Annotated in this window: 24 protein-coding genes and 1 tRNA gene; 16 read left to right on the top strand and 9 right to left on the bottom strand. The window is 63.1% G+C overall.

Features of this window, described 5'->3' with window-relative positions; genetic code table 11:
- Positions 1 to 60 precede the first annotated feature (60 nt).
- From IWX65_RS10215 to IWX65_RS10205, 3 genes are all read right to left on the bottom strand, one after another.
- Positions 61 to 131: transfer RNA gene (locus IWX65_RS10215), tRNA-Gly, on the bottom strand.
- A 37-nt stretch (positions 132 to 168) separates the two neighbouring features.
- Positions 169 to 507, bottom strand: coding sequence for a protealysin inhibitor emfourin (locus IWX65_RS10210; protein ID WP_196882615.1), 339 nt, complete (start codon positions 505 to 507; stop codon positions 169 to 171).
- On the bottom strand, positions 504 to 1,547 hold the full coding sequence (locus IWX65_RS10205; RefSeq protein WP_196882613.1) for a M4 family metallopeptidase: 1,044 nt from the start codon (positions 1,545 to 1,547) through the stop codon (positions 504 to 506). The genes IWX65_RS10210 and IWX65_RS10205 overlap by 4 nt, the downstream gene beginning before the upstream one ends.
- A gap of 116 nt (positions 1,548 to 1,663) precedes the next feature.
- Here IWX65_RS10205 and IWX65_RS10200 point away from each other — a divergent pair, with 116 nt between their 5' ends.
- Together IWX65_RS10200 and dcd are read left to right on the top strand one after the other, a co-directional pair.
- Positions 1,664 to 2,518 (top strand): tryptophan 2,3-dioxygenase, encoded by an 855-nt coding sequence (locus IWX65_RS10200; RefSeq protein ID WP_196882612.1) that lies wholly within the window; start codon positions 1,664 to 1,666, stop codon positions 2,516 to 2,518.
- A 16-nt stretch (positions 2,519 to 2,534) separates the two neighbouring features.
- Entirely contained in the window at positions 2,535 to 3,125 is a 591-nt protein-coding gene (gene dcd / locus IWX65_RS10195; protein WP_196882610.1) for a dCTP deaminase, read from the top strand.
- Between the two features lie 81 nt (positions 3,126 to 3,206).
- Here dcd and IWX65_RS10190 read toward each other — a convergent pair whose 3' ends face one another.
- Positions 3,207 to 4,544 carry an MFS transporter gene (locus IWX65_RS10190; RefSeq protein WP_196882743.1) on the bottom strand — a complete coding sequence of 446 codons (1,338 nt, stop codon included), beginning with the start codon at positions 4,542 to 4,544 and terminating at the stop codon, positions 3,207 to 3,209.
- A 191-nt stretch (positions 4,545 to 4,735) separates the two neighbouring features.
- Here IWX65_RS10190 and IWX65_RS10185 point away from each other — a divergent pair, with 191 nt between their 5' ends.
- The 6 genes from IWX65_RS10185 to mnhG are packed head-to-tail and all read left to right on the top strand — an operon-like array spanning position 4,736 to position 11,078.
- Positions 4,736 to 7,744 carry a Na+/H+ antiporter subunit A gene (locus tag IWX65_RS10185; RefSeq protein WP_196882608.1) on the top strand — a complete coding sequence of 1,003 codons (3,009 nt, stop codon included), beginning with the start codon at positions 4,736 to 4,738 and terminating at the stop codon, positions 7,742 to 7,744.
- Positions 7,741 to 8,247 (top strand): Na(+)/H(+) antiporter subunit C, encoded by a 507-nt coding sequence (locus IWX65_RS10180; protein ID WP_196882606.1) that lies wholly within the window; start codon positions 7,741 to 7,743, stop codon positions 8,245 to 8,247. Before IWX65_RS10185 ends, IWX65_RS10180 begins: the two co-directional genes overlap by 4 nt.
- The gene (locus tag IWX65_RS10175; protein WP_196882605.1) at positions 8,244 to 9,851 is read left to right on the top strand and encodes a Na+/H+ antiporter subunit D; all 1,608 of its coding nucleotides are present in this window, start codon (positions 8,244 to 8,246) and stop codon (positions 9,849 to 9,851) included. The genes IWX65_RS10180 and IWX65_RS10175 overlap by 4 nt, the downstream gene beginning before the upstream one ends.
- Positions 9,848 to 10,417, top strand: a complete 570-nt coding sequence (locus IWX65_RS10170; RefSeq protein WP_196882603.1) for a Na+/H+ antiporter subunit E — start codon at positions 9,848 to 9,850, stop codon at positions 10,415 to 10,417. The genes IWX65_RS10175 and IWX65_RS10170 overlap by 4 nt, the downstream gene beginning before the upstream one ends.
- On the top strand, positions 10,414 to 10,671 hold the full coding sequence (locus tag IWX65_RS10165; RefSeq protein WP_196882601.1) for a monovalent cation/H+ antiporter complex subunit F: 258 nt from the start codon (positions 10,414 to 10,416) through the stop codon (positions 10,669 to 10,671). Before IWX65_RS10170 ends, IWX65_RS10165 begins: the two co-directional genes overlap by 4 nt.
- A gap of 2 nt (positions 10,672 to 10,673) precedes the next feature.
- Positions 10,674 to 11,078: a monovalent cation/H(+) antiporter subunit G gene (gene mnhG, locus IWX65_RS10160; protein ID WP_442859187.1), complete on the top strand. Its 405-nt coding sequence runs from the start codon at positions 10,674 to 10,676 to the stop codon at positions 11,076 to 11,078.
- A 27-nt stretch (positions 11,079 to 11,105) separates the two neighbouring features.
- On the opposite strand, the gene IWX65_RS10155 is transcribed toward mnhG, so the two are convergent.
- The gene (locus IWX65_RS10155; RefSeq protein ID WP_196882598.1) at positions 11,106 to 11,366 is read right to left on the bottom strand and encodes a DUF4235 domain-containing protein; all 261 of its coding nucleotides are present in this window, start codon (positions 11,364 to 11,366) and stop codon (positions 11,106 to 11,108) included.
- A gap of 202 nt (positions 11,367 to 11,568) precedes the next feature.
- On the opposite strand from IWX65_RS10155, the gene IWX65_RS10150 reads away from it, so the two are divergent.
- The 4 genes from IWX65_RS10150 (at position 11,569) to IWX65_RS10135 (ending at position 13,916) form a co-directional block, all read left to right on the top strand.
- On the top strand, positions 11,569 to 11,784 hold the full coding sequence (locus tag IWX65_RS10150) for a hypothetical protein (RefSeq protein ID WP_196882596.1): 216 nt from the start codon (positions 11,569 to 11,571) through the stop codon (positions 11,782 to 11,784).
- An 18-nt stretch (positions 11,785 to 11,802) separates the two neighbouring features.
- Positions 11,803 to 12,603: a GAF domain-containing protein gene (locus IWX65_RS10145; RefSeq protein ID WP_196882594.1), complete on the top strand. Its 801-nt coding sequence runs from the start codon at positions 11,803 to 11,805 to the stop codon at positions 12,601 to 12,603.
- A gap of 105 nt (positions 12,604 to 12,708) precedes the next feature.
- Entirely contained in the window at positions 12,709 to 13,314 is a 606-nt protein-coding gene (locus IWX65_RS10140) for a sigma-70 family RNA polymerase sigma factor (RefSeq protein WP_196882592.1), read from the top strand.
- Positions 13,315 to 13,454: 140 nt separating this feature from the next.
- The gene (locus tag IWX65_RS10135) at positions 13,455 to 13,916 is read left to right on the top strand and encodes a DUF4383 domain-containing protein (RefSeq protein ID WP_196882590.1); all 462 of its coding nucleotides are present in this window, start codon (positions 13,455 to 13,457) and stop codon (positions 13,914 to 13,916) included.
- Between the two features lie 113 nt (positions 13,917 to 14,029).
- On the opposite strand, the gene IWX65_RS10130 is transcribed toward IWX65_RS10135, so the two are convergent.
- Both IWX65_RS10130 and IWX65_RS10125 read right to left on the bottom strand, forming a co-directional pair.
- Positions 14,030 to 14,638 carry a flavodoxin family protein gene (locus IWX65_RS10130; RefSeq protein WP_196882588.1) on the bottom strand — a complete coding sequence of 203 codons (609 nt, stop codon included), beginning with the start codon at positions 14,636 to 14,638 and terminating at the stop codon, positions 14,030 to 14,032.
- Between the two features lie 139 nt (positions 14,639 to 14,777).
- Entirely contained in the window at positions 14,778 to 15,455 is a 678-nt protein-coding gene (locus IWX65_RS10125; protein ID WP_196882585.1) for a class F sortase, read from the bottom strand.
- Between the two features lie 566 nt (positions 15,456 to 16,021).
- Here IWX65_RS10125 and IWX65_RS10120 point away from each other — a divergent pair.
- Positions 16,022 to 16,855 (top strand): SRPBCC family protein, encoded by an 834-nt coding sequence (locus IWX65_RS10120; protein WP_196882742.1) that lies wholly within the window; start codon positions 16,022 to 16,024, stop codon positions 16,853 to 16,855.
- A 118-nt stretch (positions 16,856 to 16,973) separates the two neighbouring features.
- On the opposite strand, the gene IWX65_RS10115 is transcribed toward IWX65_RS10120, so the two are convergent.
- Positions 16,974 to 17,438, bottom strand: coding sequence for a DUF4383 domain-containing protein (locus IWX65_RS10115; protein WP_196882583.1), 465 nt, complete (start codon positions 17,436 to 17,438; stop codon positions 16,974 to 16,976).
- A gap of 629 nt (positions 17,439 to 18,067) precedes the next feature.
- Positions 18,068 to 18,655: an ECF RNA polymerase sigma factor SigK gene (sigK, locus tag IWX65_RS10110; protein WP_196882582.1), complete on the bottom strand. Its 588-nt coding sequence runs from the start codon at positions 18,653 to 18,655 to the stop codon at positions 18,068 to 18,070.
- A gap of 603 nt (positions 18,656 to 19,258) precedes the next feature.
- Here sigK and IWX65_RS10105 point away from each other — a divergent pair.
- From IWX65_RS10105 to IWX65_RS10095, 3 genes are all read left to right on the top strand, one after another.
- Entirely contained in the window at positions 19,259 to 20,062 is an 804-nt protein-coding gene (locus IWX65_RS10105; RefSeq protein ID WP_196882581.1) for a GAF and ANTAR domain-containing protein, read from the top strand.
- A gap of 216 nt (positions 20,063 to 20,278) precedes the next feature.
- The gene (locus IWX65_RS10100) at positions 20,279 to 21,115 is read left to right on the top strand and encodes an alpha/beta fold hydrolase (RefSeq protein ID WP_196882580.1); all 837 of its coding nucleotides are present in this window, start codon (positions 20,279 to 20,281) and stop codon (positions 21,113 to 21,115) included.
- 227 nt (positions 21,116 to 21,342) lie between these two features.
- Complete coding sequence (locus IWX65_RS10095) at positions 21,343 to 21,531, top strand: helix-turn-helix domain-containing protein (RefSeq protein WP_196882579.1); 189 nt, start codon at positions 21,343 to 21,345, stop codon at positions 21,529 to 21,531.
- Positions 21,532 to 21,899: the final 368 nt, after the last annotated feature.

Raw genomic sequence — 21,899 nt, 5'->3', positions numbered from 1 at the left:
GGCCTGCGGGGGACGGCGCGGGGCTCTGGGGACGCACTCAAGAGCGCTGGAAATGCGGAGAGCGGGCGACGGGAATCGAACCCGCGTATCGAGCTTGGGAAGCTAGCGCTCTACCATTGAGCTACGCCCGCGCGGCAGTTGGAACCGCTCCATAACCCTACAACAGGTTCAGGGCGATGGAGGCCGCTCCTGCTCCCGGCCGGGCATGACAGCCGACCCGGGAGCTTCTGCCTTGGCCCGGTCCAGCAGTTCCCTGAACGGCTCGCCGAGGCGGCTCTCAGGGAGGGTCGCCTCGTGGTAGCCGATGACGATCCGATAGACGAAGCGGTCGCGCTGCGTGTCGGGTACCGCGGCATCGGAGGACTGATTACTCGGGTTCTCATCCCGGTGGGCGGCTTCCTCCACCAGCGGCACCCAGCGTTCCTCCGCCTCGGAGCGGCTCACTTCGACGTTCCAGGTCCGGGTAAGGCCCGCGAAGCCGCCGGAGCGGGAAATTTCGATCCTCACTGGTCCACTCCCACGGTTTCCCACGCGCTGGAGACAGCGGCAGCTTCCTCCGAGTCCTTGCCGAAGCGTGTACGGGCAGCGGCCACGGTGGCCTGCGCGAACTGGGAGAAAGTGCATTCGGCGGGCACCGCACCACCGGTTGCGGTGTCGAACCAGATGTGGCCGGCACGTTCCCAGGCGCGCCCCCCGAGCCTGCTGGCCACCAGGTAGAAGGCGTGGTTGGGGATTCCCGAGTTGATGTGGACGCCGCCGTTGTCGGCTTCGGTCTCCACATAGTCGGCCATCGTTGCCGGCTGGGGGTCCTTGCCGAGGATGTCGTCGTCGTAGGCTGTTCCCGGCGCCCGCAACGAGCGCAGCGCGTTGCCCTGCACACCGTCAGCGAAAATGCTTTCCCCCACGAGCCATGATGCGTCGGCTGCATCCTGACCTAGCTCGCGCTGTTCCACCAGCACCCCGAAGACGTCGGACAGGGACTCGTTGAGTGCGCCGGACTGGCCCTGGTATTGCAGGTTGGTGGAGTACTGGGTGAAGCCGTGGGTCAACTCGTGGCTGATGACGGTCAGCGAGGCCGTGAAGCGGCCGAAAATCTCGCCGTCGCCGTCGCCGAAGACCATGCGTTCACCGTCCCAGAACGCGTTGTCGTACCTTTCGCCATAGTGGACGGTAGCCTCGAGGGGCAACCCCGCGCCGTCGATCGATGAGCGCCCGTACACGTCGTTGAAGAGCGAATAGGTGGCACCGAGGCCGTCGTAGGCCTCGTCCGCTGCGGCGTCGCCGGTGGGCGGCTTACCCTCGCCGCGCACGAGGGTTCCGGGCAGCATTTCCTCTCCTCCGGCGTCGGACACCCTGCGCTGCAGTTGCGACACCACAGCTGTCCCCCGGCGGACGGGAGCGGCGAGGGCGAGGGACCGCCCGGCAACCAGCGGAGGTAACTGGACCAGTGCCCGGCGGGCCGAATCCGCGGCGGCGGCGTGGCGCGGATCGCTGCTTTCGGCGATGGTCACCAACAGATGGGGTGGGATGATGCTGCAGACGTGCATTGGACCTCCTGGGTTGCACCTAAACCTAGTCCGCCCCTCCGACAGTGCCAATGGGGACTCCTCCAACGGAAATACCTCCAGCGGATCCGGGAGCGCCGGCCCCGTAGGCTGACGGCATGAGCGTCGAGAAGAACACCCGCAGCCTGGAGGCCGGGATCGAGAAGGACCTGTCAGGGAAGATGAGCTACGGGTCATACCTCTCCCTTGAAACGCTCCTGGACGCGCAGAACCCCGTGAGCAGTCCGGTGCACCACGATGAGATGCTGTTCATCATCCAGCACCAGACCTCGGAACTATGGCTCAAACTGGTCCTCCACGAACTCCGGGCCGTGCGGATCCACCTGCAGCGCGACAATCTCCGCTCGGCGATGAAGGGCATCGCGCGGATCAAGCACATCCAGCGGTCGCTGACCGAGCAGTGGTCGGTCCTCGCGACGCTGACGCCGTCGGAGTACGCGGAATTCCGCGGCGATCTCGGTGCTGCGAGCGGGTTCCAGTCCTATCAGTACCGCGCCGTCGAGTTCCTGCTAGGGAACAAGAACGGGGCGATGCTGCAGGTCTTCGCGGGCGACCCGGCCGCTTCCGAACTGCTGGAGGAGCTCCTGGCGCAGTCGAGCATCTATGACGAGTTCATCGCATTCCTTGCCCGGCGCGGGTACAGCGTGCCGACGGTGCTTCTGGAACGCGATGTGACCCAGGCCCACGTCTTCAGCCCGGAACTGGTGCAGGTCTACCGACACGTCTACGAGAACGCGGCGGAGCACTGGGATGTCTACGAAGCCTGCGAGGAACTGGTGGATCTCGAGGACAATTTCCAGCTGTGGCGTTTCCGGCACCTGAAGACCGTGGCCCGCACCATCGGCTTCAAGACGGGCACGGGAGGTTCCTCCGGCGTCGGTTTCCTGCAACGGGCGCTCGAGCTCACGTTCTTTCCGGAGCTTTTCGCCGTCCGTACCGAGATAGGTAGGTGACTGGTAACGTTGAACGGTGCTGATTTCCGACCGCGACATCCGAGCCGAAATTTCCGCAAACCGTATTGTGCTGGAGCCGCACGACGATGCGATGGTGCAGCCCTCGAGCGTAGACGTGCGGATCGACCGCTATTTCAGGCTTTTCGACAACCACAAGTACGCGCACATCGACCCTGCTGAGGATCAGCCCGACCTCACCCGGCTCGTCGAGGTTGCTCCCGACGAGCCCTTCATCCTGCACCCCGGCGAATTCGTGCTCGGCTCGACGTTCGAGATGGTGACCCTGCCGGATGACATCGCCGCCCGACTGGAAGGCAAGTCCTCGCTCGGGCGCCTCGGGCTGCTCACCCACTCGACGGCGGGCTTCATCGACCCGGGCTTCTCCGGGCATGTCACCCTTGAGCTCTCCAACATGGCCACACTGCCCATCAAGCTGTGGCCCGGCTCCAAGATCGGCCAGTTGTGCTTCTTCCGGCTCACCTCCCCCGCCGAGCATCCCTACGGCTCGGGGACGTACGGCAACCGGTACCAGGGCCAGCGCGGCCCGACGGCGTCGCGCAGCCACCTGAACTTCCATCGCACATTGATCCCACCCCCCGCTCATTGAGCACCTGGGGTCGGCATCCGCGCCGCGGGGCAGCCAAATGTGCCTGATCAGCGGGGGCCGGGGGTCCTGCATCAGGGGAGGTCAGGCATCCGGCACGACGGCGGCGGCGACCTTCGCGGGTGGTTTGACCGGGAGCAGCAGGAGCAGGCCCGCCAGCAGCACCACCAGAATCCCGGCGATGCCGTAGCGCTGTTCCCCGAAGATCCCGATCGCCAGGGCAAACAGTGCGGGCGCCAGGAAGCTCACCGCCCGCCCGGTGGTCGCGTAGAGACCGAACATCTCCCCTTCCTCGCCAGCGGGTGCCAACCGGGCGAGGAATGCCCGCGAGGATGACTGGGCGGGGCCGACGAACAGCGTGAGCATCAGGCCGAAGGTCCAGAACGTCGTGTCCCCCGTCCAGGTGTAACCGAAGAACGCATATGTTTCGGCCCCGAGGACCAACACGGCCGTACCGGCGAACAACAGGCCGACCAGGGCGACGATGATCACGCGTTTCGATCCTGCCCGGTCATCGAAAAAACCTCCGATCACCGACCCGACAGCGGCGATGATGTTCCCCGCGATGGCGAAGAGAATGACCTCGCTGAAGGCGAAGTTGAAGGTGCCCGCAGCAATGATGCCGCCGAAGGTGAAGACCGCGGCGAGCCCATCACGGAAGACGGCGCTGGCGAGCAGGAAGAAGATGGTGTGGGGGCTCGTCCGGTAGATCGCCCTCACGCGGCGAATCAGCAGCCTGTAGGTAGCAGGGAAACTGAGGTGCGCGGTTCTTGCCTGCCGTGGCACTTCGGGCACGGCGAACAGCACGGGAAGGGCGAAGGCAAGGAACCAGACCGCGGAGAAAACCGCCACGAGACGGATGTTCAAACCGTTCGCCGTCTGTGCCCCCGGCCAGTCGACCACGGGTTGGATGAAAGCCACGAGCACGATGACGAGCGCCACTATGCCTCCCACATAGCCCATCGCCCAGCCGAAGCCGCTGACCTTGCCGACGGTGGCCGGAGTGGAGATCTGCACCAGCATCGCGTTGTAGTTGACTCCGGCGAACTCGAAGAAGATGTTGGCGGCGGCGATCAGGGCCACTCCCAGGATGAGCAGTTCGGGGCGTGGGAGGACGAAGAAGCACAGAGCCGTCAGGGAGGCCACGATCAGGGTGTTGACGCCGAGCCAGAACCTGCGACGACCGCTGCTGTCGGAGCGCTGGCCCGTGACCGGCGCAAGCAGGGCGATCAGCACTCCCGCTGCCGCAAGTCCCCAGCCCAGATACTGCGAGGCATGCTCTTCACCGCCGAACGGCTCCGATGTGAGGTAGACCGTGAAGACGAAGGTTGTCATGACCGCGTTGAAGGCCGCCGATCCCCAATCCCAGGATGCCCAGGCGAGCACGGACCTGCTGAGGATCCGCCCGGTAGGGGAGGGCATCGCGGTCCCCGTCGAGAGGCCGGCTCCCGGCCCGGGCAACTGCTGGTCTTGGCTCATACCGCACATGCTAGCCGTTCGTCGGAGCCGACAGATCCGCGAACACAGCGACAGGGAAATCCCCAAAGTATTCCTCAGGTAGAATGGTTATAAGCCTCCCCGACCGTCCTCCAATGGAAGATCAGGAAACCGACTTGCTTCCACTGCTGATCGTCCTGTTTGCAGTGGCCCTGGTGGCGCCGGTGCTGTTCCAGCGGATGGGCCGATCAGCTTTCTTCGTACTGGGCGCAGTCCCCGCAGCCGGCTTCGCATGGCTCCTCGCCACCTATCCCCGATACACGCAGAGCGACCAGACGGCGACGGCGTCGATGCCGAATGCGCCGCCGTCGGTGGTCTACCGCTGGATTCCCGACCTGCAGCTCGAGCTGGCGTTCCGGATGGACGCGTTGGCCGCGGTGCTCTCCCTCCTGATCCTCGGCGTCGGCGCGCTGGTCCTCTTCTATTGCGCCCGGTACTTCAAAAAGGAGGATCCCGACATCGGGGCCTTCGGTGCGCAGCTCCTGGCATTCGCGGGCGCGATGTTCGGCCTGGTCACCGCCGACGACCTCATTCTCCTGTTCATCTTCTGGGAACTGACCACCATCCTTTCCTACCTGCTGATCGGCTACTCACGGCACCGCCTCGCGGCGCGCCGGGCAGCACTTCAGGCGTTGATCGTGACGACACTCGGCGGACTCACGATGCTGGTCGGGATCGTGATGCTCGGGCAGACAGCGGGAACCTACCGGCTTTCCGGGATTCTGGGCCGGTCGGAGGAGCTCCTGGCCAATGGTGCAGTCGTCGACGTCGCTGTGGTGCTCCTGCTCGTCGGTGCCGTGACGAAATCGGCGCTCGTGCCGTTCCACTTCTGGCTTCCGGCCGCCATGGCGGCACCTACGCCGGTGAGCGCCTATCTTCACGCGGCAGCGATGGTCAAGGCAGGGATCTACCTCGTGGCGCGCCTTGCGCCCGGCTTCTCGGAGTCCGCCTACTGGTTCGGTGTCCTGATGACCCTCGGCCTCGCGACCATGCTGGTCGGTGGCTGGCGCGCGCTGCGCCAGTTCGACCTCAAGCTCATCCTCGCCTACGGAACCGTGAGCCAGCTCGGGTTCCTGACCATGGTGGTGGGCCTCGGCGGGGCCGAAGGTGCCCTCGCAGGACTCGGACTCCTGCTCGCCCACGGATTCTTCAAGGCCACGCTCTTCCTGGTGGTCGGCATCATCGACCACCAGTCCGGAACGAGGGACATCCGGAAACTCTCCGGTATTGCACGCTCCGCCCCATGGCTCGCCGTCATCGCCGTCATCGCCGCGGCATCGATGGCAGGGGTCCCGCCCCTGTTCGGTTTCGTGGCGAAGGAATCCGTCTACGAAGCCTTCGTCCACCTCGCCGGTGTTGAGGGTCTGCCGGGGCTGCTCCTCCTCATCGGGATCGTCACCGGCTCGGTCCTGACCTTTGCGTACAGCGCCCGTTTCCTGTGGGGCGGGTTCGCGCCGAAGAAGGAGCAGAAGCCGACGCCCTTCAGGCGCGTACGCAAATCGTTCCTCTTCGCACCCGCCGTCCTGACCCTCGCCACGGTCGTTTTCGGTCTGTGGCCGGCACCCCTCGATGCCGCCGTCCAGCCCTATGTCTCACTGTTCGCCGCCCCGGAGGAGGAGCTGCACCTCGCGCTGTGGCACGGCGTCACGCCCGCGCTGCTGCTGTCGGTACTGACCCTGGGAGCAGGAACCCTGCTGTTCCTGCTCCGCGACGCCATCGAGCGCGCCCAGGGCAGGATCCGTCCGGTGGTCGACGCCGAGCGCGCCTACCGGAACAGCATCGGAGTGCTCGACGACGTCGCGGTCTGGGTCACCGGCCGCACCCAGCGCGGTTCGCTCAGCTTCTACCTTTTCGTGATCCTCACCGCGGCGATCCTGACGCCGCTGTCGGCGCTGATCCTGCTGGACGCTCCGATGCCCACGAGCTGGCGCTGGTTCGACTCCCCGGCGCAGGCGCTCGCCGGCATCGTCATCATTGTCGGCGCGCTCGCTGCGCTGCGGGCCGACAAGCGGTTCATGGCCGTTCTCATGGTGGGGGTGACCGGGTACGGGATGGCGTTGATCTTCGCGTTGCAGGGGGCGCCCGACCTCGCACTGACCCAGACCCTCGTCGAGACGATCGTGCTGGTGGCCTTCGTCCTCGCCCTGCGTTCGCTCCCCGCACGGCTGTGGAACCGGGACCCCAGTCGCCAGCGACTGTTGCGCGCCGGCCTCGGAATCGCTTTCGGCGGAGTCATGGCAGTTATTGCGATGGCCTCGATGGCATCGCGCAACGCGGCTCCCGTCTCGCTCGCATTTCCCGAGCTCGCCTACGACGAAGGCGGTGGCAAGAACGTGGTCAACGTCCTCCTCGTGGATATCAGGGCCTGGGACACCTTCGGTGAGATATCCGTCCTGACGATCGCCGCAACCGGTATCGCGAGCCTCATCTTCATCCGCGGCAGGGGGGACAAGCGGCGGCGGGCCGAGGGCATCGAGTCGGGGACGGTGGACCGTGGCCAGGAACCGCTGACCCGCACCGGGCGCGAGGAAGCGGCACTTGCGCTGGCCAAAACCTTCGCGACGGTCTCCAGGGATGCCTGGCTGGTCGCCGGCCGGACCCTCGCCCCGGAACGGCGATCAATCATCTTCGAAGTCGTCACCCGGCTGCTGTTCCACTCGATCATCATTCTCTCGGTGTATCTGCTGCTGGCGGGCCATAACCTCCCCGGCGGCGGCTTCGCAGGGGGACTCACTGCTGGTCTTGCACTGACGGTGCGGTACCTTGCGGGGGGCCGGTTCGAACTGGCTGAGGCGAGCCCCGTGAGCGCAGGCCTGCTGTTGGGTGCAGGCCTCGCCACGGCGGCGCTCACCGCCGTCATGCCGCTTGCGTTCGGTGGAGCAATCTTCCAGAGCTATATCCTCGAATTCGCGCTGCCGGTCTTCGGCGACATCAAGTTCGTCACCTCCACCGTTTTCGACATCGGTGTCTACCTGATCGTGGTGGGTCTCGTGCTCGATGTCCTGCGCAGCCTCGGCTCGGAAATCGACGAGCGCAGCGAGGGCCAGGAGAGGGTCGAAGAGCAGGGGGCGCTCAAGCACCGCCACAGGAACCATACGGAGACAGGGGAGGGGATTGTCCAATGAGCGTCAACATCACGCTTCTGATCGTCATGGCGGTCCTTTTCGCAGCCGGCGTGTACCTGATCCTCGAGAGGAGCCTGACGCGGGTGCTCCTTGGCCTGATCCTGCTGGCCAACGGCGCGAACATCCTGTTGCTGTCCACCGGAGGGCCGGCTGGCCAGGCACCGCTCTATAAGGAAGGAACGCCCGCGGAAGCCTACTCGGACCCGCTTCCACAGGCGCTGATCCTCACGGCGATCGTCATATCCTTCGCCGTCACGGCCTTCCTGCTGGGCATCATCTACCGCTCCTGGGTGCTCGGGCGGCGGGATGACGTGCAGGACGACATCGAGGACCGCCGCGTGGCCGGCCAGAGCAGCTTCGATGCCGAGGACGACGCCGACGTACCCGTGGAAACCACGGAGTTCACGGACCAGGGCACCGATCCGGAAACGATCCAGGAAGCCGAGGAGCGGCCGGGCTCGCAGCGGCCGGGCCTGTTGAACGACTCGAGGGAGGCGCAGTGAATGTAGCTGACCTGGCGCCGCTGGCCGTCATCCTTCCGTTCCTCGGAGCGGCGGTGGCGTTCGTCCTGATCCGTCATTCGCGCTCGCAGCGCGCCGTGAGTATTTCGACCCTGAGCGTCACCCTCCTGATCGAAGTGCTTCTCCTGCTCAATTCGCCCAACGGTACGCATGCCGTCCGGCTGGGCGGCTGGGATGCGCCCTTCGGAATCACGCTCGTGGTGGACCAGTTCTCGGCGCTGATGCTCGTGGTGTCCTCGGCGGTGAGCCTCGCCGTCCTGATCTACGCGACGGGACAGGGCACCACCGACGGTGACGAGGACGGACCCGTCTCGATCTTCCATCCGACCTACCTGATCCTGGTGGCAGGGGTCTCCAACGCCTTCCTGTCAGGCGACCTGTTCAACCTGTACGTGGGCTTCGAGATCCTGCTGACGGCGAGCTATGTGCTGATGACCCTTGGCGGGACGACGCCGCGCATCCGTGCGGGTGTGACCTATGTCGTCGTCAGCGTGGTGTCCTCCATGTTGTTCCTCATCGCGATCGCCATGATCTACGGCGCCACCGGCACCGTCAACATGGCGGACCTTGCGGTGAAGCTCGAGGACGTCGATCCTGCCACCCAGTTGATGCTCCACCTCATGCTCCTGGTTGCGTTCGGGATCAAGGCGGCCGTGTTCCCGCTGTCCTTCTGGCTCCCCGACTCCTACCCGACCGCTCCTGCTCCAGTGACCGCCGTGTTCGCAGGACTCCTCACCAAGGTGGGCGTCTACGCCATGGTGCGGGTCGAAACACTGCTGTTCCCCGGCGACCGCATCAACACGCTGCTCATGGTGGTGGCGTTGCTGACCATGCTCGTCGGAATCCTGGGCGCGCTGGCGCAGTCGGACATCAAGCGGCTCCTGTCCTTCACCCTTGTCAGCCATATCGGCTACATGGTTTTCGGACTGGCGATTTCGACCCGTCTGGGGCTCGGTGCCGCGGTGTACTACGTGGCCCACCACATCACCGTGCAGACGAGCCTTTTCCTGGTCACCGGTCTGATCGAGCGGCGCGGCGGAACGGCGAACATGGACCGGCTCGGCGGACTCGCGAAACTCTCGCCCGTCCTCGGGGTGCTCTTCTTCCTGCCCGCGATGAACCTCGCGGGAATTCCCCCGTTTTCCGGGTTCCTCGGGAAACTGGGCCTCATCCAGGCCGGCGTCGAGCTCGGGACGCCGCTGGCCTATGTGCTGGTTGCCGGCGGTGTCCTGACGAGTCTGCTCACGCTACTGGTCATGGCGCGAGTGTGGAATCGCGCGTTCTGGCGGCGCCCCACGGATGCAACGCACCCCGATCCGATCCTGCTCGCGACCAAGGAGGACGGCTCCCGGCTGCGCACCTCGCGCCATGTGGTGAGTAAGTCCTCGGGCAGGTTCGCCGGGCGCAGTCCCGTGCTGCTCCTGCCGAAGACGATGGTGGGACCGACCGCGGGTCTCGTGGGACTGGGCCTGGCCCTGACCCTGCTGGCAGGCCCGCTGTTCACCCTCAGTGACCGTGCCGCGCAGGAGATGCTGGACCGCACTCCCTACATCGACGCGGTGCTGGGAACGGAGGACCCACAGTGACCCGGCAGCGGATTCCACTGATCACCGAACTGCCCCTGGTGATCTGGCTCGTGATCGTGTGGGGGGCGCTGTGGCAGGACTTCAGTGCGGGCAACCTGATCTTCGGTGCGGTGATCGCCTATGGAGTGGTGAACGTGTTCTACCTTCCGCCCGTGGAACTCAGCGGCAGGTTCAACGTGTTGTGGGCGCTGCCCTTCGCTGCCCGGTTCCTGTTCAAGCTGGTGGCGGCGAGCGTCGACGTGTTCTGGCTCGGCGTGTCGAAGGGGCCACGGCTCCGCAATGCGGTGGTCGCCGTCCAGCTGCGCAGCTCGTCGGATTTCCTGGTCACGGCGACAGGCCACGCCCTGTCCCTGATTCCCGGTTCCCTGGTGCTCGAAGTGGACCGCTCGACATCCACCCTCTACCTGCACTGCCTGAACGTGAACTCCGACGACGATGCCGCCGCCATTCGCAGTGACGTCCGTGCCACCGAAGCCTGGCTCATCCGTATTCTGGGGACGAAGGAGGACCTGGCACTGCTGCATGCCGAGGACCGTTTCGCGCGGGAGAGGGAGGTCGGGCCTTGATCGCGGTGACGTATGTGGTCGGCCTGATCCTCGCGCTCGCCGCCGCGTGTGCGCTGTACCGGGTGGCACGCGGTCCCTCGATCCTCGACCGGGTCCTCGCAGTCGACGTCATCCTGGCCATCATCGGCGCAGCGCTCGCGACCCGGATGGTGGTGACCGGGAATCTCGACAACCTGGTTTTCCTGGTGGTGGCATCCGTGGTCGGCTTCGTCGGCTCGGTTGCGGTGGCCCGTTTCGTCACGGACAGGAAATGATCGTGGACAGTCTGCAACCCGCGCTCGACGTCGTCGTTGCCGTCCTGCTCATCAGTGGAGCCCTGATGTCCCTGGCGGCGGGCATCGGCCTGGTTCGGTTTCCGGATCTTTTGTCGAGGATGCATGCAGCCACCAAGCCGCAGGTGCTGGGGCTTCTGCTGTTCCTGCTGGCCCTCGCGGTGGAGTTCCGCAGCTGGGCGCTTGTCCCCGTGCTGCTGGTCTGCTGGATCTTCCAGCTCCTCACCAGTCCGGTTTCCGCACACATGGTGGGTCGGGCCGGTTACCGGACCCGGCACATGCGCCGCGATCTCCTGACGACCGACGAACTCGACGACGTGGTGGAAAAGGCAGCCCGCCGGCGCGAAGGTGGGTCGGAGGGAAGGGGTGTCCAGCCGGGCCCCGACTGAACACCCCCAAGTTGCGTTCTTCGATGCTCAGGTGAGTCCGCGTGTCCGCGCAAAACGGTCGATGGCCTGCTGCGTGGTGCGGTTGGTGAGAACCTGGATAGTGGTGCTGACAGCCCCCGAGATGATAGCGAATACCAGCGCAGCGCGGAGGGTGTTCTCAAGACCGTCCTTGCTCTTGGGTGGGGCTTCGCCGGTGACTTTGTGCCAGATGACATCCACGAGCTTGGTGCCGACGAATCCGGCACCCACGCTCAGCCCGGCTCCGAGGATTTTGAAAAGAATCTGCATTGCGGTGTCTCCTTTTGTCGGCGTTTTCCTTCGCCCAGCCTAGCCTTGCTGCCATTGTGACGGGTAATAAGCGCCCAGCGCGGACGGATACTTTATGCTCTTCTCGAGGGCTCATTGAGACTGCGCAGTATCGGCTTGCCTGGAGCTCGTGTTGCTGTTCCTCCTTCGATGTTCGGTACTACAACGGAAGGCTTGGCGAGCCATGAACAAGGACGATCTCCACCGGATCCAGGTGGCGGCGGCGGACAAGGAAGCTGCGGCCTTCGAGTTCGACCATGCTGCACTGAACCTCGAGGAGGCGGTGGCCGCGGCCCTGCGCCATGGTGAGGATGCCATGCTCATCGCCGAGGCGGCGGACCTTCCGGGCTCCGAGGTGCTTCAATTGAAGGGCGGGTTGGAAAGCGAGCCCGAGGTTTGAAGAAGAGGGGGAGTTGTCATGGATGCAAACCGGCAGCACTGGTTCACCGTTGAAGCCGCATCCCTGCCCGGCGTCGACCACGGCGACGTGTGGCTGAACTACATCAGCATGGGTGGAAGCTGCGGCGATGTCGAAGTGGCGGCCTACCTGAACGGGCTGCTGCTTCTGGATCCGATGCAGCGGGACCTCATTGCCCATGCGGTCAACGAACTGCTCGACGATATCGCCTCCCCTGATTGCCGTGCTCACTACAGCTCCGAAGCCGTGGCCCTTGCCTCGGGTTATGCGGCGGACAGCTTCCGAAATGACACGTGCCCGAACTTCCCACTGGTCCAGTCCGCATCAGAAGAGGCGGAGATCCAACGGCTGGACTCCCTTCGGCAGACAGGGCTGCTGCATACCCCGGCAGAGGAACGCTTCGATCGGATCACGCGACGGGCCAAGGACCATTTCGGCGTCAGCTCGGCGTCGATCGCGCTGATCGGCGAGGAGGATCAATTCATCAAGTCCGTTTCCGGGCCCATCGGTCAGAACGTGCCGCGCGAAATCTCCTTCTGCAATGAAACCATCCGCTTCGCCCGCATGATGGTGGTCGACGACGCCCTGCTCGACCAGCGTTTCACAGCGAACCCGCTGGTCACGGAAGCACCGCATATCCGTTTCTACGCCGGGCACCCCCTGACGGGGCCGGGCGGCTGGAGGATCGGGACGCTGTGCGTCATCGACGACAAGCCCCGGACGTTCACCAAGGAAGACGAGGACGAATTGCGCAGCCTGGCAGGTATGGTCCAGTTCGAACTGAGTTCCCGATCTCAGTAGTGCAACGCTTGGTCTTGTCTGGTGTTACCCCTGTGACTCCTGTGTAGTATTTGGTCACGAGCGTCCTTATCGCGTATCACTCAGCTGCTGGGAAAGGTAGGTTCCATGTCCCAGCCCAGCAAACTCACTCCTGATGCAGATACGTCCATGCGCACCCTCGAACACCTGATTCGTCGGGTGGGTGATGGTGAGGAGGAGGCGTTCGAGGCCCTGTACGAGCGCACCTCCCGTCGGGTATACGGATTGGCCTTGAGGGTTCTGCAGAATTCCGCCATGGCTGCGGAAGTAGCCCAGGAGGTCTACTTGTTGGTGTGGACGACGGCCCGGACGTACGATCCCTCCCGTGGCTCCCCACAAAGTTGGCTCTTCACGCTCACTCATCGCCGTGCGGTCGACCGCGTGCGGAGCGAGCAGAGCTCACGGGAGCGGAGTGCCCGCCATGCACAGGAAGTGTCTGCGCTCAAGGTGGATTCAGTGGATGAAACCGTGCACCACACGATCATGACCGAAACGCTGCGGTCGTGTCTTTCCTCCCTCACTGTCCGCCAGGCCGAAGCAGTCACCCTCGCTTACTACGACGGTCTGACCTATGCCCAGGTGGCTGACCGGCTCGGGCTGAAATTGCCTACGGCCAAATCACGTATCCATGGCGGCCTGGCCCGCTTGCGGGCTGCGATGGAGCAGCAGGGGTACAACGCACAACCCCGTTAGCTGTACGGAGCCGGAATGCACTGCGTGTGAATTACCCGCCAGCACCCAATCCGAAAGTGTTCGGCGACCGAATAGTGCTCTGATAGCAATCAATGCATCCTGCAGACATCACTCGTGCAGCAATCATCAGGAGAAGTACCATGACCACAACATCGAGGTCCCGCTCCGGGGCGAAGACGAATATCCAAAAGGCGGCAGCCGCTGTTGCGGCTGTCTTCATTCTTGTCGGAATTCTCGGGTTCATCCCAGGAATCACCACGGACTACAGCCAACTGGGCTTTGCCGGACACGGGTCCGGTGCGCTGCTATTGGGCCTGTTCCAGGTTTCCATCCTGCACAACCTGGTTCACCTGCTTTACGGTGTTGTCGGCCTCGCTTTGGCCCGCTCTTCCCAGGGCGCGCATTCCTATCTGCTGTACGGGGGAGTGATCTACCTGGTCCTCTGGATTTACGGACTGGTCATCGACCTGCAGTCGGCAATGAACTTCGTGCCCCTGAATGCCGCTGACAACTGGCTCCATCTCTTTCTCGGCATCGGAATGATCGCCTTGGCATTCCTCCTCAAGGGAAGGAAGGATACGCGCGGTACTCGTAGCGCATAATCTCACGGGTATTGAATGATGAAGGGGAAGCCGGAGGCTTCCCCTTCATCATTCAATACGTCACACCGGGCATTCGTTTTGGGTGCATTCCGCCGGCATTTCCAGAAAGAACCTCACTTCGCGGGGTATTGCTGCTCCCGCAGCATCCGCGCCAGGTGAACGGCGTTGCGTGCCAGGCCGGCGTTGGTGGACGCCACCGGTTTCGGAACCTGGTCGAGATCCTTGAAATCCACGGTCTGCATGGCCTCGCCGACCCAGTAGGTACCACCTTGGGCGGGCAGGGTGAATCCGACGTCGTTGAGCCCCTGCATCATGTCGGCAATGGTCTTGTGGGCACCGTCCTCATTGCCCACCACGGCAACCACCGCCACCTTCCCGTACAGAATGGGCCTGCCCTGCTCGTCTGTCTCGGACAACTCTGCGTCGAGGCGTTCCAGAACCTGCTGGGCCACGCTCGAGGGATGCCCCATCCAGATGGGCGTGGAAAGAATGAGGATGTCGGCAGCAAGGATCCTCTGGCGCAGCGCCGGCCACTCATCTCCATCCCCCATGTCCGTCAGAACTCCATGCCTGACGTCGTAATCGACCACCCGCACCAGGGACGACTCCACGCCATATTCTTTCAGCTGGTCGAGAATGTGGTGTGCCATGAGCTCGCTGCTGGACGGTTCCGGTGATGGGGTCAATGTACAGACGAGGGCGATTGCTGAGAGATCTGTCAAGGGGGATCCTTCCGTTGCGGCTGATCACGCCTGACGGCGTTTGAATTCTTGGTGCTGTGCATCCGCATCAGTTGGTGGCGGGACCGGGGATGATAACCACGCCATCCCGTCCGGGACCGTACTCTTCACTACGGTTGGGCTAGACAACCAGCTTCGCGTAGACGACGTAGTTATCATCGAACTCGCCGGTGTCCGGGTCGTAGCCGTCGCAGGTGATGAGACGCAGTTCGGACCCAGCGGTGTTGCCGTAGACCGTCTGGGTGGGGAAGGCGTCCTTGGGGTACTGTTCCCCGCGGTCGAAAATGAAGGTGGCAGTAGTACCGTCTTCACGGACGACCTCAATGGTGTCGCCGGCCTTGAGGCTGCGCAGGTCAGCGAAGACTCCGGGGCCGCCGTCGGTGGCGTTGACGTGTCCGAGGAGGACTGCGGGTCCCCGTTCGCCGGGAGTGGGGGAGTCGTCGTACCAACTGGCAGGTGCGCCGGGTCCATCCGGCGGGACCTCGAGCGAGCCGTTCTCCCTGAGGCCGAGACTGAGGAGCTCGGATCCCGCGCCGATGGAGGGAATGGTGAAAGAGGCCGGGGCAGATTCCGGCAGGACCGGCAACTGGGTGGGCGCTGGTGCGGGCGCGGGCGTTACTGGCGCGACGGGTGCGGTCGTTGGCGAGGGGGCCGGCGTCGTGGGTATGGCGGAGACGGTCGAGGACGTCGTCGCGTTGCCCTGCATCTGGGCATCTGTGGCGCAGCCGGTGAGTATGAGAAGGGCAACCGCCGCAGAGGCTGCGAAACCTCCGCGGCGGGCGCTTGGTGAGCCAATCATGGAATCTGTTACGTCCGATCAGTTCATTGGGTATGGACATTATGCCTTGGTGATGCTGCGCCCGGCCGGAATGGTTCAGGCTGCTGCCGCTACGTGGCGCTCTTGCACATTCTTCGAAGCAGCCGGCTCCATGGATTGGTTCACGAGCCGGGTAACCAGTGCGTTCGCTGGGCCGATACCGGTGGTGGGCGCTCCTGATAAACGATAGCTCGCGGGCCGATGGTGTTTGCTCCTCACCCCTGCACCGAGCGAACCAAGACCACATCGCCCTCGTAACAGCACTCAAGCGCGACGACATCATCGAATCAGTAAGATCGCTCAGGCACACGTCGATGCCCTCCACCGCCATGTTCATGGAACTAGCCAAACGAACACCCCGAGCCTACTGACCGCCCGTGAGCCGATGCCTGAGTGCGACGGTCGGGGTTGCGGATTTAGGCATACGGCCGCATTGCCACATCTACCGTATGCACCTCTGGTGGCACGACGACGATCATGGCTATGCTAACCATGCTGATGATCTCGATCAGTCACTCGTATCGTTCGTTCTACTCGAAGGAGACACTATGAGCACGAGGATCGAAAAATCTATTGTGGTCAACGTTCCGGTCAGCACTGTCTATAACCAGTGGACCCAGTTCGAGGAATTCCCCCAGTTCATGAGCGGGGTCAAGAGCGTCTCACAGCTCAGTGATGACCGGCTTGAGTGGGTTGCCGAAATCGGGGGTGTCCGCCGGCAGTGGGAGGCGAAGATTCTGGAGCAGGTACCGGATCGCAAGGTTTCCTGGGCTGCGACCGAGGGAGCGACGAACGCCGGATCTGTGTCGTTCGAGGACATCGGAGGCACCCAGACGCATGTGCACCTGTTCCTTGAATACGAGCCTGAAGGCTTGGTGGAAAAGGCTGGCGACAAACTGAACGTCGTTGAGAAGCAGGCCGAGAGTGACCTGGACAGGTTCAAGGCCTTCATTGAGGATGAAGGTTATGCGACGGGGGCTTGGCGTGGTTCGGTCAACGAAGGTATCGGAGCTGGACGACCAGGGGTCGAAGACGCCGCCGCGTCGCACGGCGACAAAGGCAAGGCCGGCGTGTCAGGAAAGGTTGCTGCCGGTGTTGGATTGGCCGCCGCCGCAGCTGCCACGGCGGTCGGAGTCGCTGCAGCCAAGGGCAACAAGGAAGACAAGGAAGACAAGGAAGACAAGGAAGACACTGCCGTCCCTGAGGACACCGCCACCGGTGTGGAGTTCATGCCAGTGACCCCTGAGGTGGCTGTGCCGGTCACGACACCGATAAGCGATGTGCCTGGTGAAAGCTCGCAGAACGAAAACCTCACCACGCACAAGGCGACCTCGACGAGCCTTGGTCTTGATAAGGACAAGCCCGCAGGAGGGGTGCTCTAACCATTCTCCGATGGGCGCCGGGGGGCGGGAAGGCGAACAGCCTTCCCGCCCCTTGCGTTGTGTCTATTCCGGTGATGCAACCATGCCACCACCGATGTCGACCCGTGGTCGGTGCGTATTAGTGGGCGGTGTGGCTCCGGTCGCGGTCCTTGTTGCGGGTCAGTGCAAGCGCCAGGGCGATCATGCCGATGCCCAGGAACAGGTGCAGCCAGTTGTCGGCGTCGTTGAGTGGAACGAAGTTCGCGGCCGAGTCCATGTCGATGAGCAGTCCGTAGATCCAGAGGACGAGGTAAATGATTCCGCCGTAAAGCAGGTACGAGCGGGCCCCACTGATGGTGCGGGCCATGGCGATGCCGGCGATGCCGAAGAGCAGGTGGACGAGGTTGTGCAGGATCGATACCTGAAACAGGCCCAGGAGCAGCGCGCCGGATTCATGACCAGCGAAGCCTAGCTCCTCGTACGGGGCTGTTATGCCGGGAATGAAGCCAAGGACACCGACGAGGAGAAAGACGGCCCCAACAGCCAGCGCCGCTTTCTGGACATTGGTTTTCTCTCCCGGGCGGGATGTGTGCGTATTGGTCATGATGCTCCTGTGACGAGTGGTGAGCGTGTGAATCCCGATCGTATCCCCGCCCGAAGCATTATCGAAGATGAAATATCAAGTGTCGCCGGTCGACGAGCCCTGCTGACAGGAATAGCGTGCCCGGCATGCTCCGTCGGTGCAACCGGATGCCGGTTCCCTGTGACCGGAGGTTGCCCAACTGCTCATGCAGTTCGCTGGCCAGCTTCGATGCATCACCGGTGCTGTTGAGATTAAAGATGATGGACACGGTGTCGAACACCCGGGGCGAATTCACGGGCGGGCCCTTCCTTTTGTCGGTGAGCTAGCAACACTGCAGCTACAAACTGCTGAGTCTGCTGGCGGTCGCGGGGCTGGACGCCGCGCGACTCTCACAACTCGACAGGGCACTTCCGCGTTGGAGGATTCCCCGGCAGGTGCTGATGGGCAAGCGTTCGGTCAAGGGGCAGGTGCCCGGGAGATTCTCTTTGAGGGCGTTGGGGAGCAGGGGGTCCAATAGATAGGGACTGTGGAACGTATCTAGCAGAGGGCACGTCTGACAGTCGGTGCGGGGTTGCGGGGCGCTGCGATGAGTGTCCTGCAACCCTTCATTGTGTGCAGGAAATTTTGGGTTGTTGCCTGGATTATCGGTATCAGCCGGCTTGGAGGCAGGTGTCAAGTTGTTTGAGGCCGTCCCGGATGCGTGTTTTCGCTGTCGGGATGGGAATGCCCAGGTGCTCAGCGACGTCGTTGTAGGTAAGCCCGGTGTAGAAGGCCAGATGGATCGCTTCTTGTTGTACCGCGGACAAGTTCTTCAGGGATTCGGTGACGGCTGCGCTCTGGTCGCGGGCGATGACGGTTTCGGATACGTGATCGTAGTCGACGTCCTGGTTCTTGATGCCCCACCGTAGATCCCGTACACGGTGGGCTTGTTCTGAGCGGACCTTGTCGACTGCCTTGTGGTGGGCGATGGTCAGGATCCAGGACAGAGCTGTGCCCCGGTGCGGATCGTAGCGGGCCGTTCCTCCCAGCCAGAGGGTCAGGAATACTTCCTGCGTGGTGTCGGCGCTCAGTTCCGCGTCCACGACGACTTTGCGCACCAGCCCATACACCCGACGCGAGCATTGCCGATAAACCTCAGCAAAGGCTCCTTCGTCGTGCTCGGCGACACCGCGGAGCAGGCGGGATAAATCTGAGGAAGAGGGGTTGGAGGACGGGTCGCGTGGAGTGGGAGTGGACATGCGGTGAGAGACCTTCACGATGAATTGGTGCGGTAACCGGGAATGCCAACGACTGAGCTGACGGTGCTCTCCCCCACAGAACGAGCACCGGCAGCACGGGTGAGAGTGCCCCATCGGCAGCGCCGCGGCGTCACTGCCCTCTCTAGTACCGAACCTAACGGGCGACTACCTTCCGGGCCGGTACCGTGACCAACCTGCAACATAGCGAGGGGGTGCACTCGAGGGCGGGGAGATTAGGACAGCTTCGAGTAAGTGCACTGCAACTTCTCTCCAAGTGAGAACGAATTCTCGCTTGAGCTCGAGCCCTGCAAGAACAAAGAAATGGTTAGCAGCACGTCAGCCCCTTCGGCATCTACCGTCCTAGTGACTGGTTGCCCGTCGGAATCCCGCGGCAATCGGAGCCTTGGTGCCTCCTCCGAGAAAGTCGCTGGACTGCGGGGGTTGAACCGCCGAGACCAGCGCCGCGAACTGTGAGATTAGGAGCCTGAGCGTAGGGTGAGGAGTGTCGTTTAGCAAAGAACGGTGCAGTGATGATGATCGCCGCGCTCCGGGTTTTCCGAGCGTTGCTGCGCCATGAACGTTGATCTCCTGGATAGGAGAATCATGAACGATCACATATCCTCCTCGCTCGACTCACAAGGTATCTCGTTGCCTTCATCAGCAACGGAGTCCGACAACCTGGTGCCTGGCCGACCGGATAATTCGGCCCTGTTCCTGCAGGATCTGGTTCTGGACAGTCTGGACGTTGAGCACTTCCTCAACGATCTGGCGCGGTTCGCGGTCCGGTATCTCTCCGAGCCGGACCGTGAAGTTTTATGCGGGGTGACCCTGCTACGCCCCCGGCATGCCGAAACGGTTGCGAGCAGCAGCGAGGCGGCCCTGACGTTGGATGAAATCCAGTATTCCTTCGGTGACGGGCCCTGCCTGACGGCTGCCCGCACCCAGGAAATGGTTCATGTCCGAGACACCCGCACGGACGAGCGGTGGCCGGAGTACTTCACGGCCATCGCCGAGCACAGCATACTCTCCATCCTTGGGGTGCCGATTCCTTTGGAAGGGGAAGCTGACTGTGCACTGAACCTGTATTCCAGCACGGCCAACGCATTCACCTCCGAAGCGACCCACGCTGCGGGGGTCTTCGCCCATGAAGCGTCCAGTTCGTTGCGCCTGGCTGTACGTATCGCCCACCTATCCGATAAACAAACCCACCTGAATGCGGCGCTGGAATCCAGGACCATCATCGACCTCGCCGCGGGCATCATCATGGGCCAGAACAAGTGCAGTCAGGCAGCAGCGATAAAGATCCTCAAGTCCGCCTCGAACGGCCGGAACATGAAGCTACGCGACATCGCGGCACGAGTCGTGTCCAGTGTCAGCGATCAAACGCCCACCACGCATTTCGACTAGTCATCGTGCGGTAATGCTGAAGGTTCAGGGCAGGTCAGCACCAGGCGATTCCACGGGAGATAACAGGCGGGGCCTGGGAAATTGTGGTCGTGGCAGGGAGAAGGGCGCTATCTCCCTATTCCTTGGTGGGAACCCATCCGGGAGGCAGATGCTAACGAATTGTTCGGGTTGGGGCGTCAGCGCCCAGCTAAAAAACCAAGATGTTGGAGGTAGCACATGCCGGAGATCACGGCGCACCACGGACTGTTCAAGGACACGAATCTGCACGTCGATGACACCGGCGGCCCGGGCCGCCCAGTGGTCCTCGTTCATGGGTGGCCCCTGTCCGGCGAGGCATTCGCCGCCCAGATTCCGGCTTTACAAGGAGCTGGGTATCGGGTAATCACGTATGACCGGCGTGGATTCGGTCGTAGCAACAAGCCCTCAAAGGGCTACACGTACGACACACTGACCGAGGACCTTCACACCCTGCTGGAGACCCTCGAACTCACCGAGGTGACCGTGGTCGGGTTTTCCATGGGCGGCGGTGAAGTGGCCCGCTACTTCAGTAAGTATGGAATTGAACGGCTCCGCAGCGTGGTGTTCGCCTCCGCCGTTCCGCCGTATCTGATGCAGGACGAGGGCAACCCGGACGGGCCCCTGACAAAGGAAGCCGCCGAGGAAATGACCGCAGGTTTGACGAAGGATGAGGAGTCCTTCTACGACGGCTTCACGCGCGACTTCTTTTCCGTCGACGGTGAGCTGAAGGTTACGGAGCAGCAGCGCCAGGAGGCGCTGGCGCTGTGCAGACAGGCGGATAAAAAGGCTGCGCTGGCCTGCATGGAAGCTTTCGGGACCACGGACTTCCGCGATGACCTGCTCCGGGTCACCGTCCCGGCGCTCATACTGCATGGAGATGGCGACGGCGTGGTCCCCTTCGAAGGATCCGGCAAGCGCACCCATGACGCGCTGCCCGGCAGTGACCTGCACGTTATCCAGGGTGCACCGCACGGCTGCAACGTCAGCCACGCGGATGAGTTCAACCAGGCGCTGCTGACGTTCCTGCAAAAGTAGGTCTGCACAAACCCAGCACCAGTGACGCGGATAAGGCACTGGGCTACGGGGTCTTATCCGCGTCGTCATTCCCGCTGCTCGCCCGGCACACAGAGCCGGGCACACACTGCGGCAGGAAATCCCAGACAGTCGAAGACCAGCAGTACCTCCTCGTGCAGATCGTCCGAGGAGTGACAAAGTGGAATCTGTGACAAAGTGACGAATCGAACTTTCGAGAGCGGTAGGTAATGGCTGGACGACTTGAGATGACGGAGCCTTTGATGACCGTCTCGGAAATAGCAACCATGATGCGGGTATCAAAGATGACGGTGTATCGGCTGGTACAGTCCGGGGCGATCGATGGAATCCGGTTTGGTCGCTCGTACCGGGTACCAAAGGCAGCAGTGCAGCAGTACCTCCGATCCGCTAGTTCCTGACACGGACCCTTTGCCGACAACCTTCCGCTGTAATCCGTCTCGGATTAAGGACACCGTTAGATTTCGGGTTCCCACCTCGTTTTGTCATCTTTCGTGTCCTATGGGAGATCCCGGAACGGGGTCGGCGACGATACGCAATTTCCTTGAGATTAGGATTTCACCCCCAGCCGTCGTCGGCCGCTTCCATGAGTCCAAAAGAACCGTACGCCGCGGGTATTGCTCCTTCCGAGGCATCCGCGCGAGGCGGCCGGCACTAGCGGGTGAGTCCGGCGTTAGGTCGTGTCTGTTAATTGTGTACTCGGTGGAATGTGACTACTGCGGTGAGTAGCACTCCGCCAAGGAATGTGGTGGCGTATTTGTCGTAGCGG

The sequence above is a fragment of the Arthrobacter sp. CAN_A214 genome (genome assembly GCF_015751955.1).
Classification (GTDB): domain Bacteria; phylum Actinomycetota; class Actinomycetes; order Actinomycetales; family Micrococcaceae; genus Arthrobacter_D.
Note: the sequence above shows the minus strand (reverse complement) of the source record. Positions and strands in the feature narration are given on the sequence as shown.

Excerpts from the sequence above, each read along its gene's own strand:
- IWX65_RS10140 (WP_196882592.1), top strand. The coding sequence starts at position 12,709 with ATGTCCCAGCCCAGCAAACTCACTCCTGATGCAGATACGTCCATGCGC.
- IWX65_RS10120 (WP_196882742.1), top strand. The coding sequence starts at position 16,022 with ATGAGCACGAGGATCGAAAAATCTATTGTGGTCAACGTTCCGGTCAGC.
- IWX65_RS10150 (WP_196882596.1), top strand. The coding sequence starts at position 11,569 with ATGAACAAGGACGATCTCCACCGGATCCAGGTGGCGGCGGCGGACAAG.
- IWX65_RS10135 (WP_196882590.1), top strand. The coding sequence starts at position 13,455 with ATGACCACAACATCGAGGTCCCGCTCCGGGGCGAAGACGAATATCCAA.
- IWX65_RS10200 (WP_196882612.1), top strand. The coding sequence starts at position 1,664 with ATGAGCGTCGAGAAGAACACCCGCAGCCTGGAGGCCGGGATCGAGAAG.
- IWX65_RS10125 (WP_196882585.1), bottom strand. The coding sequence starts at position 15,455 with ATGATTGGCTCACCAAGCGCCCGCCGCGGAGGTTTCGCAGCCTCTGCG.
- IWX65_RS10205 (WP_196882613.1), bottom strand. The coding sequence starts at position 1,547 with ATGCACGTCTGCAGCATCATCCCACCCCATCTGTTGGTGACCATCGCC.
- IWX65_RS10145 (WP_196882594.1), top strand. The coding sequence starts at position 11,803 with ATGGATGCAAACCGGCAGCACTGGTTCACCGTTGAAGCCGCATCCCTG.
- IWX65_RS10190 (WP_196882743.1), bottom strand. The coding sequence starts at position 4,544 with ATGCCCTCCCCTACCGGGCGGATCCTCAGCAGGTCCGTGCTCGCCTGG.
- IWX65_RS10105 (WP_196882581.1), top strand. The coding sequence starts at position 19,259 with ATGAACGATCACATATCCTCCTCGCTCGACTCACAAGGTATCTCGTTG.
- IWX65_RS10095 (WP_196882579.1), top strand. The coding sequence starts at position 21,343 with ATGGCTGGACGACTTGAGATGACGGAGCCTTTGATGACCGTCTCGGAA.
- IWX65_RS10115 (WP_196882583.1), bottom strand. The coding sequence starts at position 17,438 with ATGACCAATACGCACACATCCCGCCCGGGAGAGAAAACCAATGTCCAG.
- IWX65_RS10155 (WP_196882598.1), bottom strand. The coding sequence starts at position 11,366 with ATGCAGATTCTTTTCAAAATCCTCGGAGCCGGGCTGAGCGTGGGTGCC.
- sigK (WP_196882582.1), bottom strand. The coding sequence starts at position 18,655 with ATGTCCACTCCCACTCCACGCGACCCGTCCTCCAACCCCTCTTCCTCA.
- IWX65_RS10180 (WP_196882606.1), top strand. The coding sequence starts at position 7,741 with ATGAGCGTCAACATCACGCTTCTGATCGTCATGGCGGTCCTTTTCGCA.
- IWX65_RS10100 (WP_196882580.1), top strand. The coding sequence starts at position 20,279 with ATGCCGGAGATCACGGCGCACCACGGACTGTTCAAGGACACGAATCTG.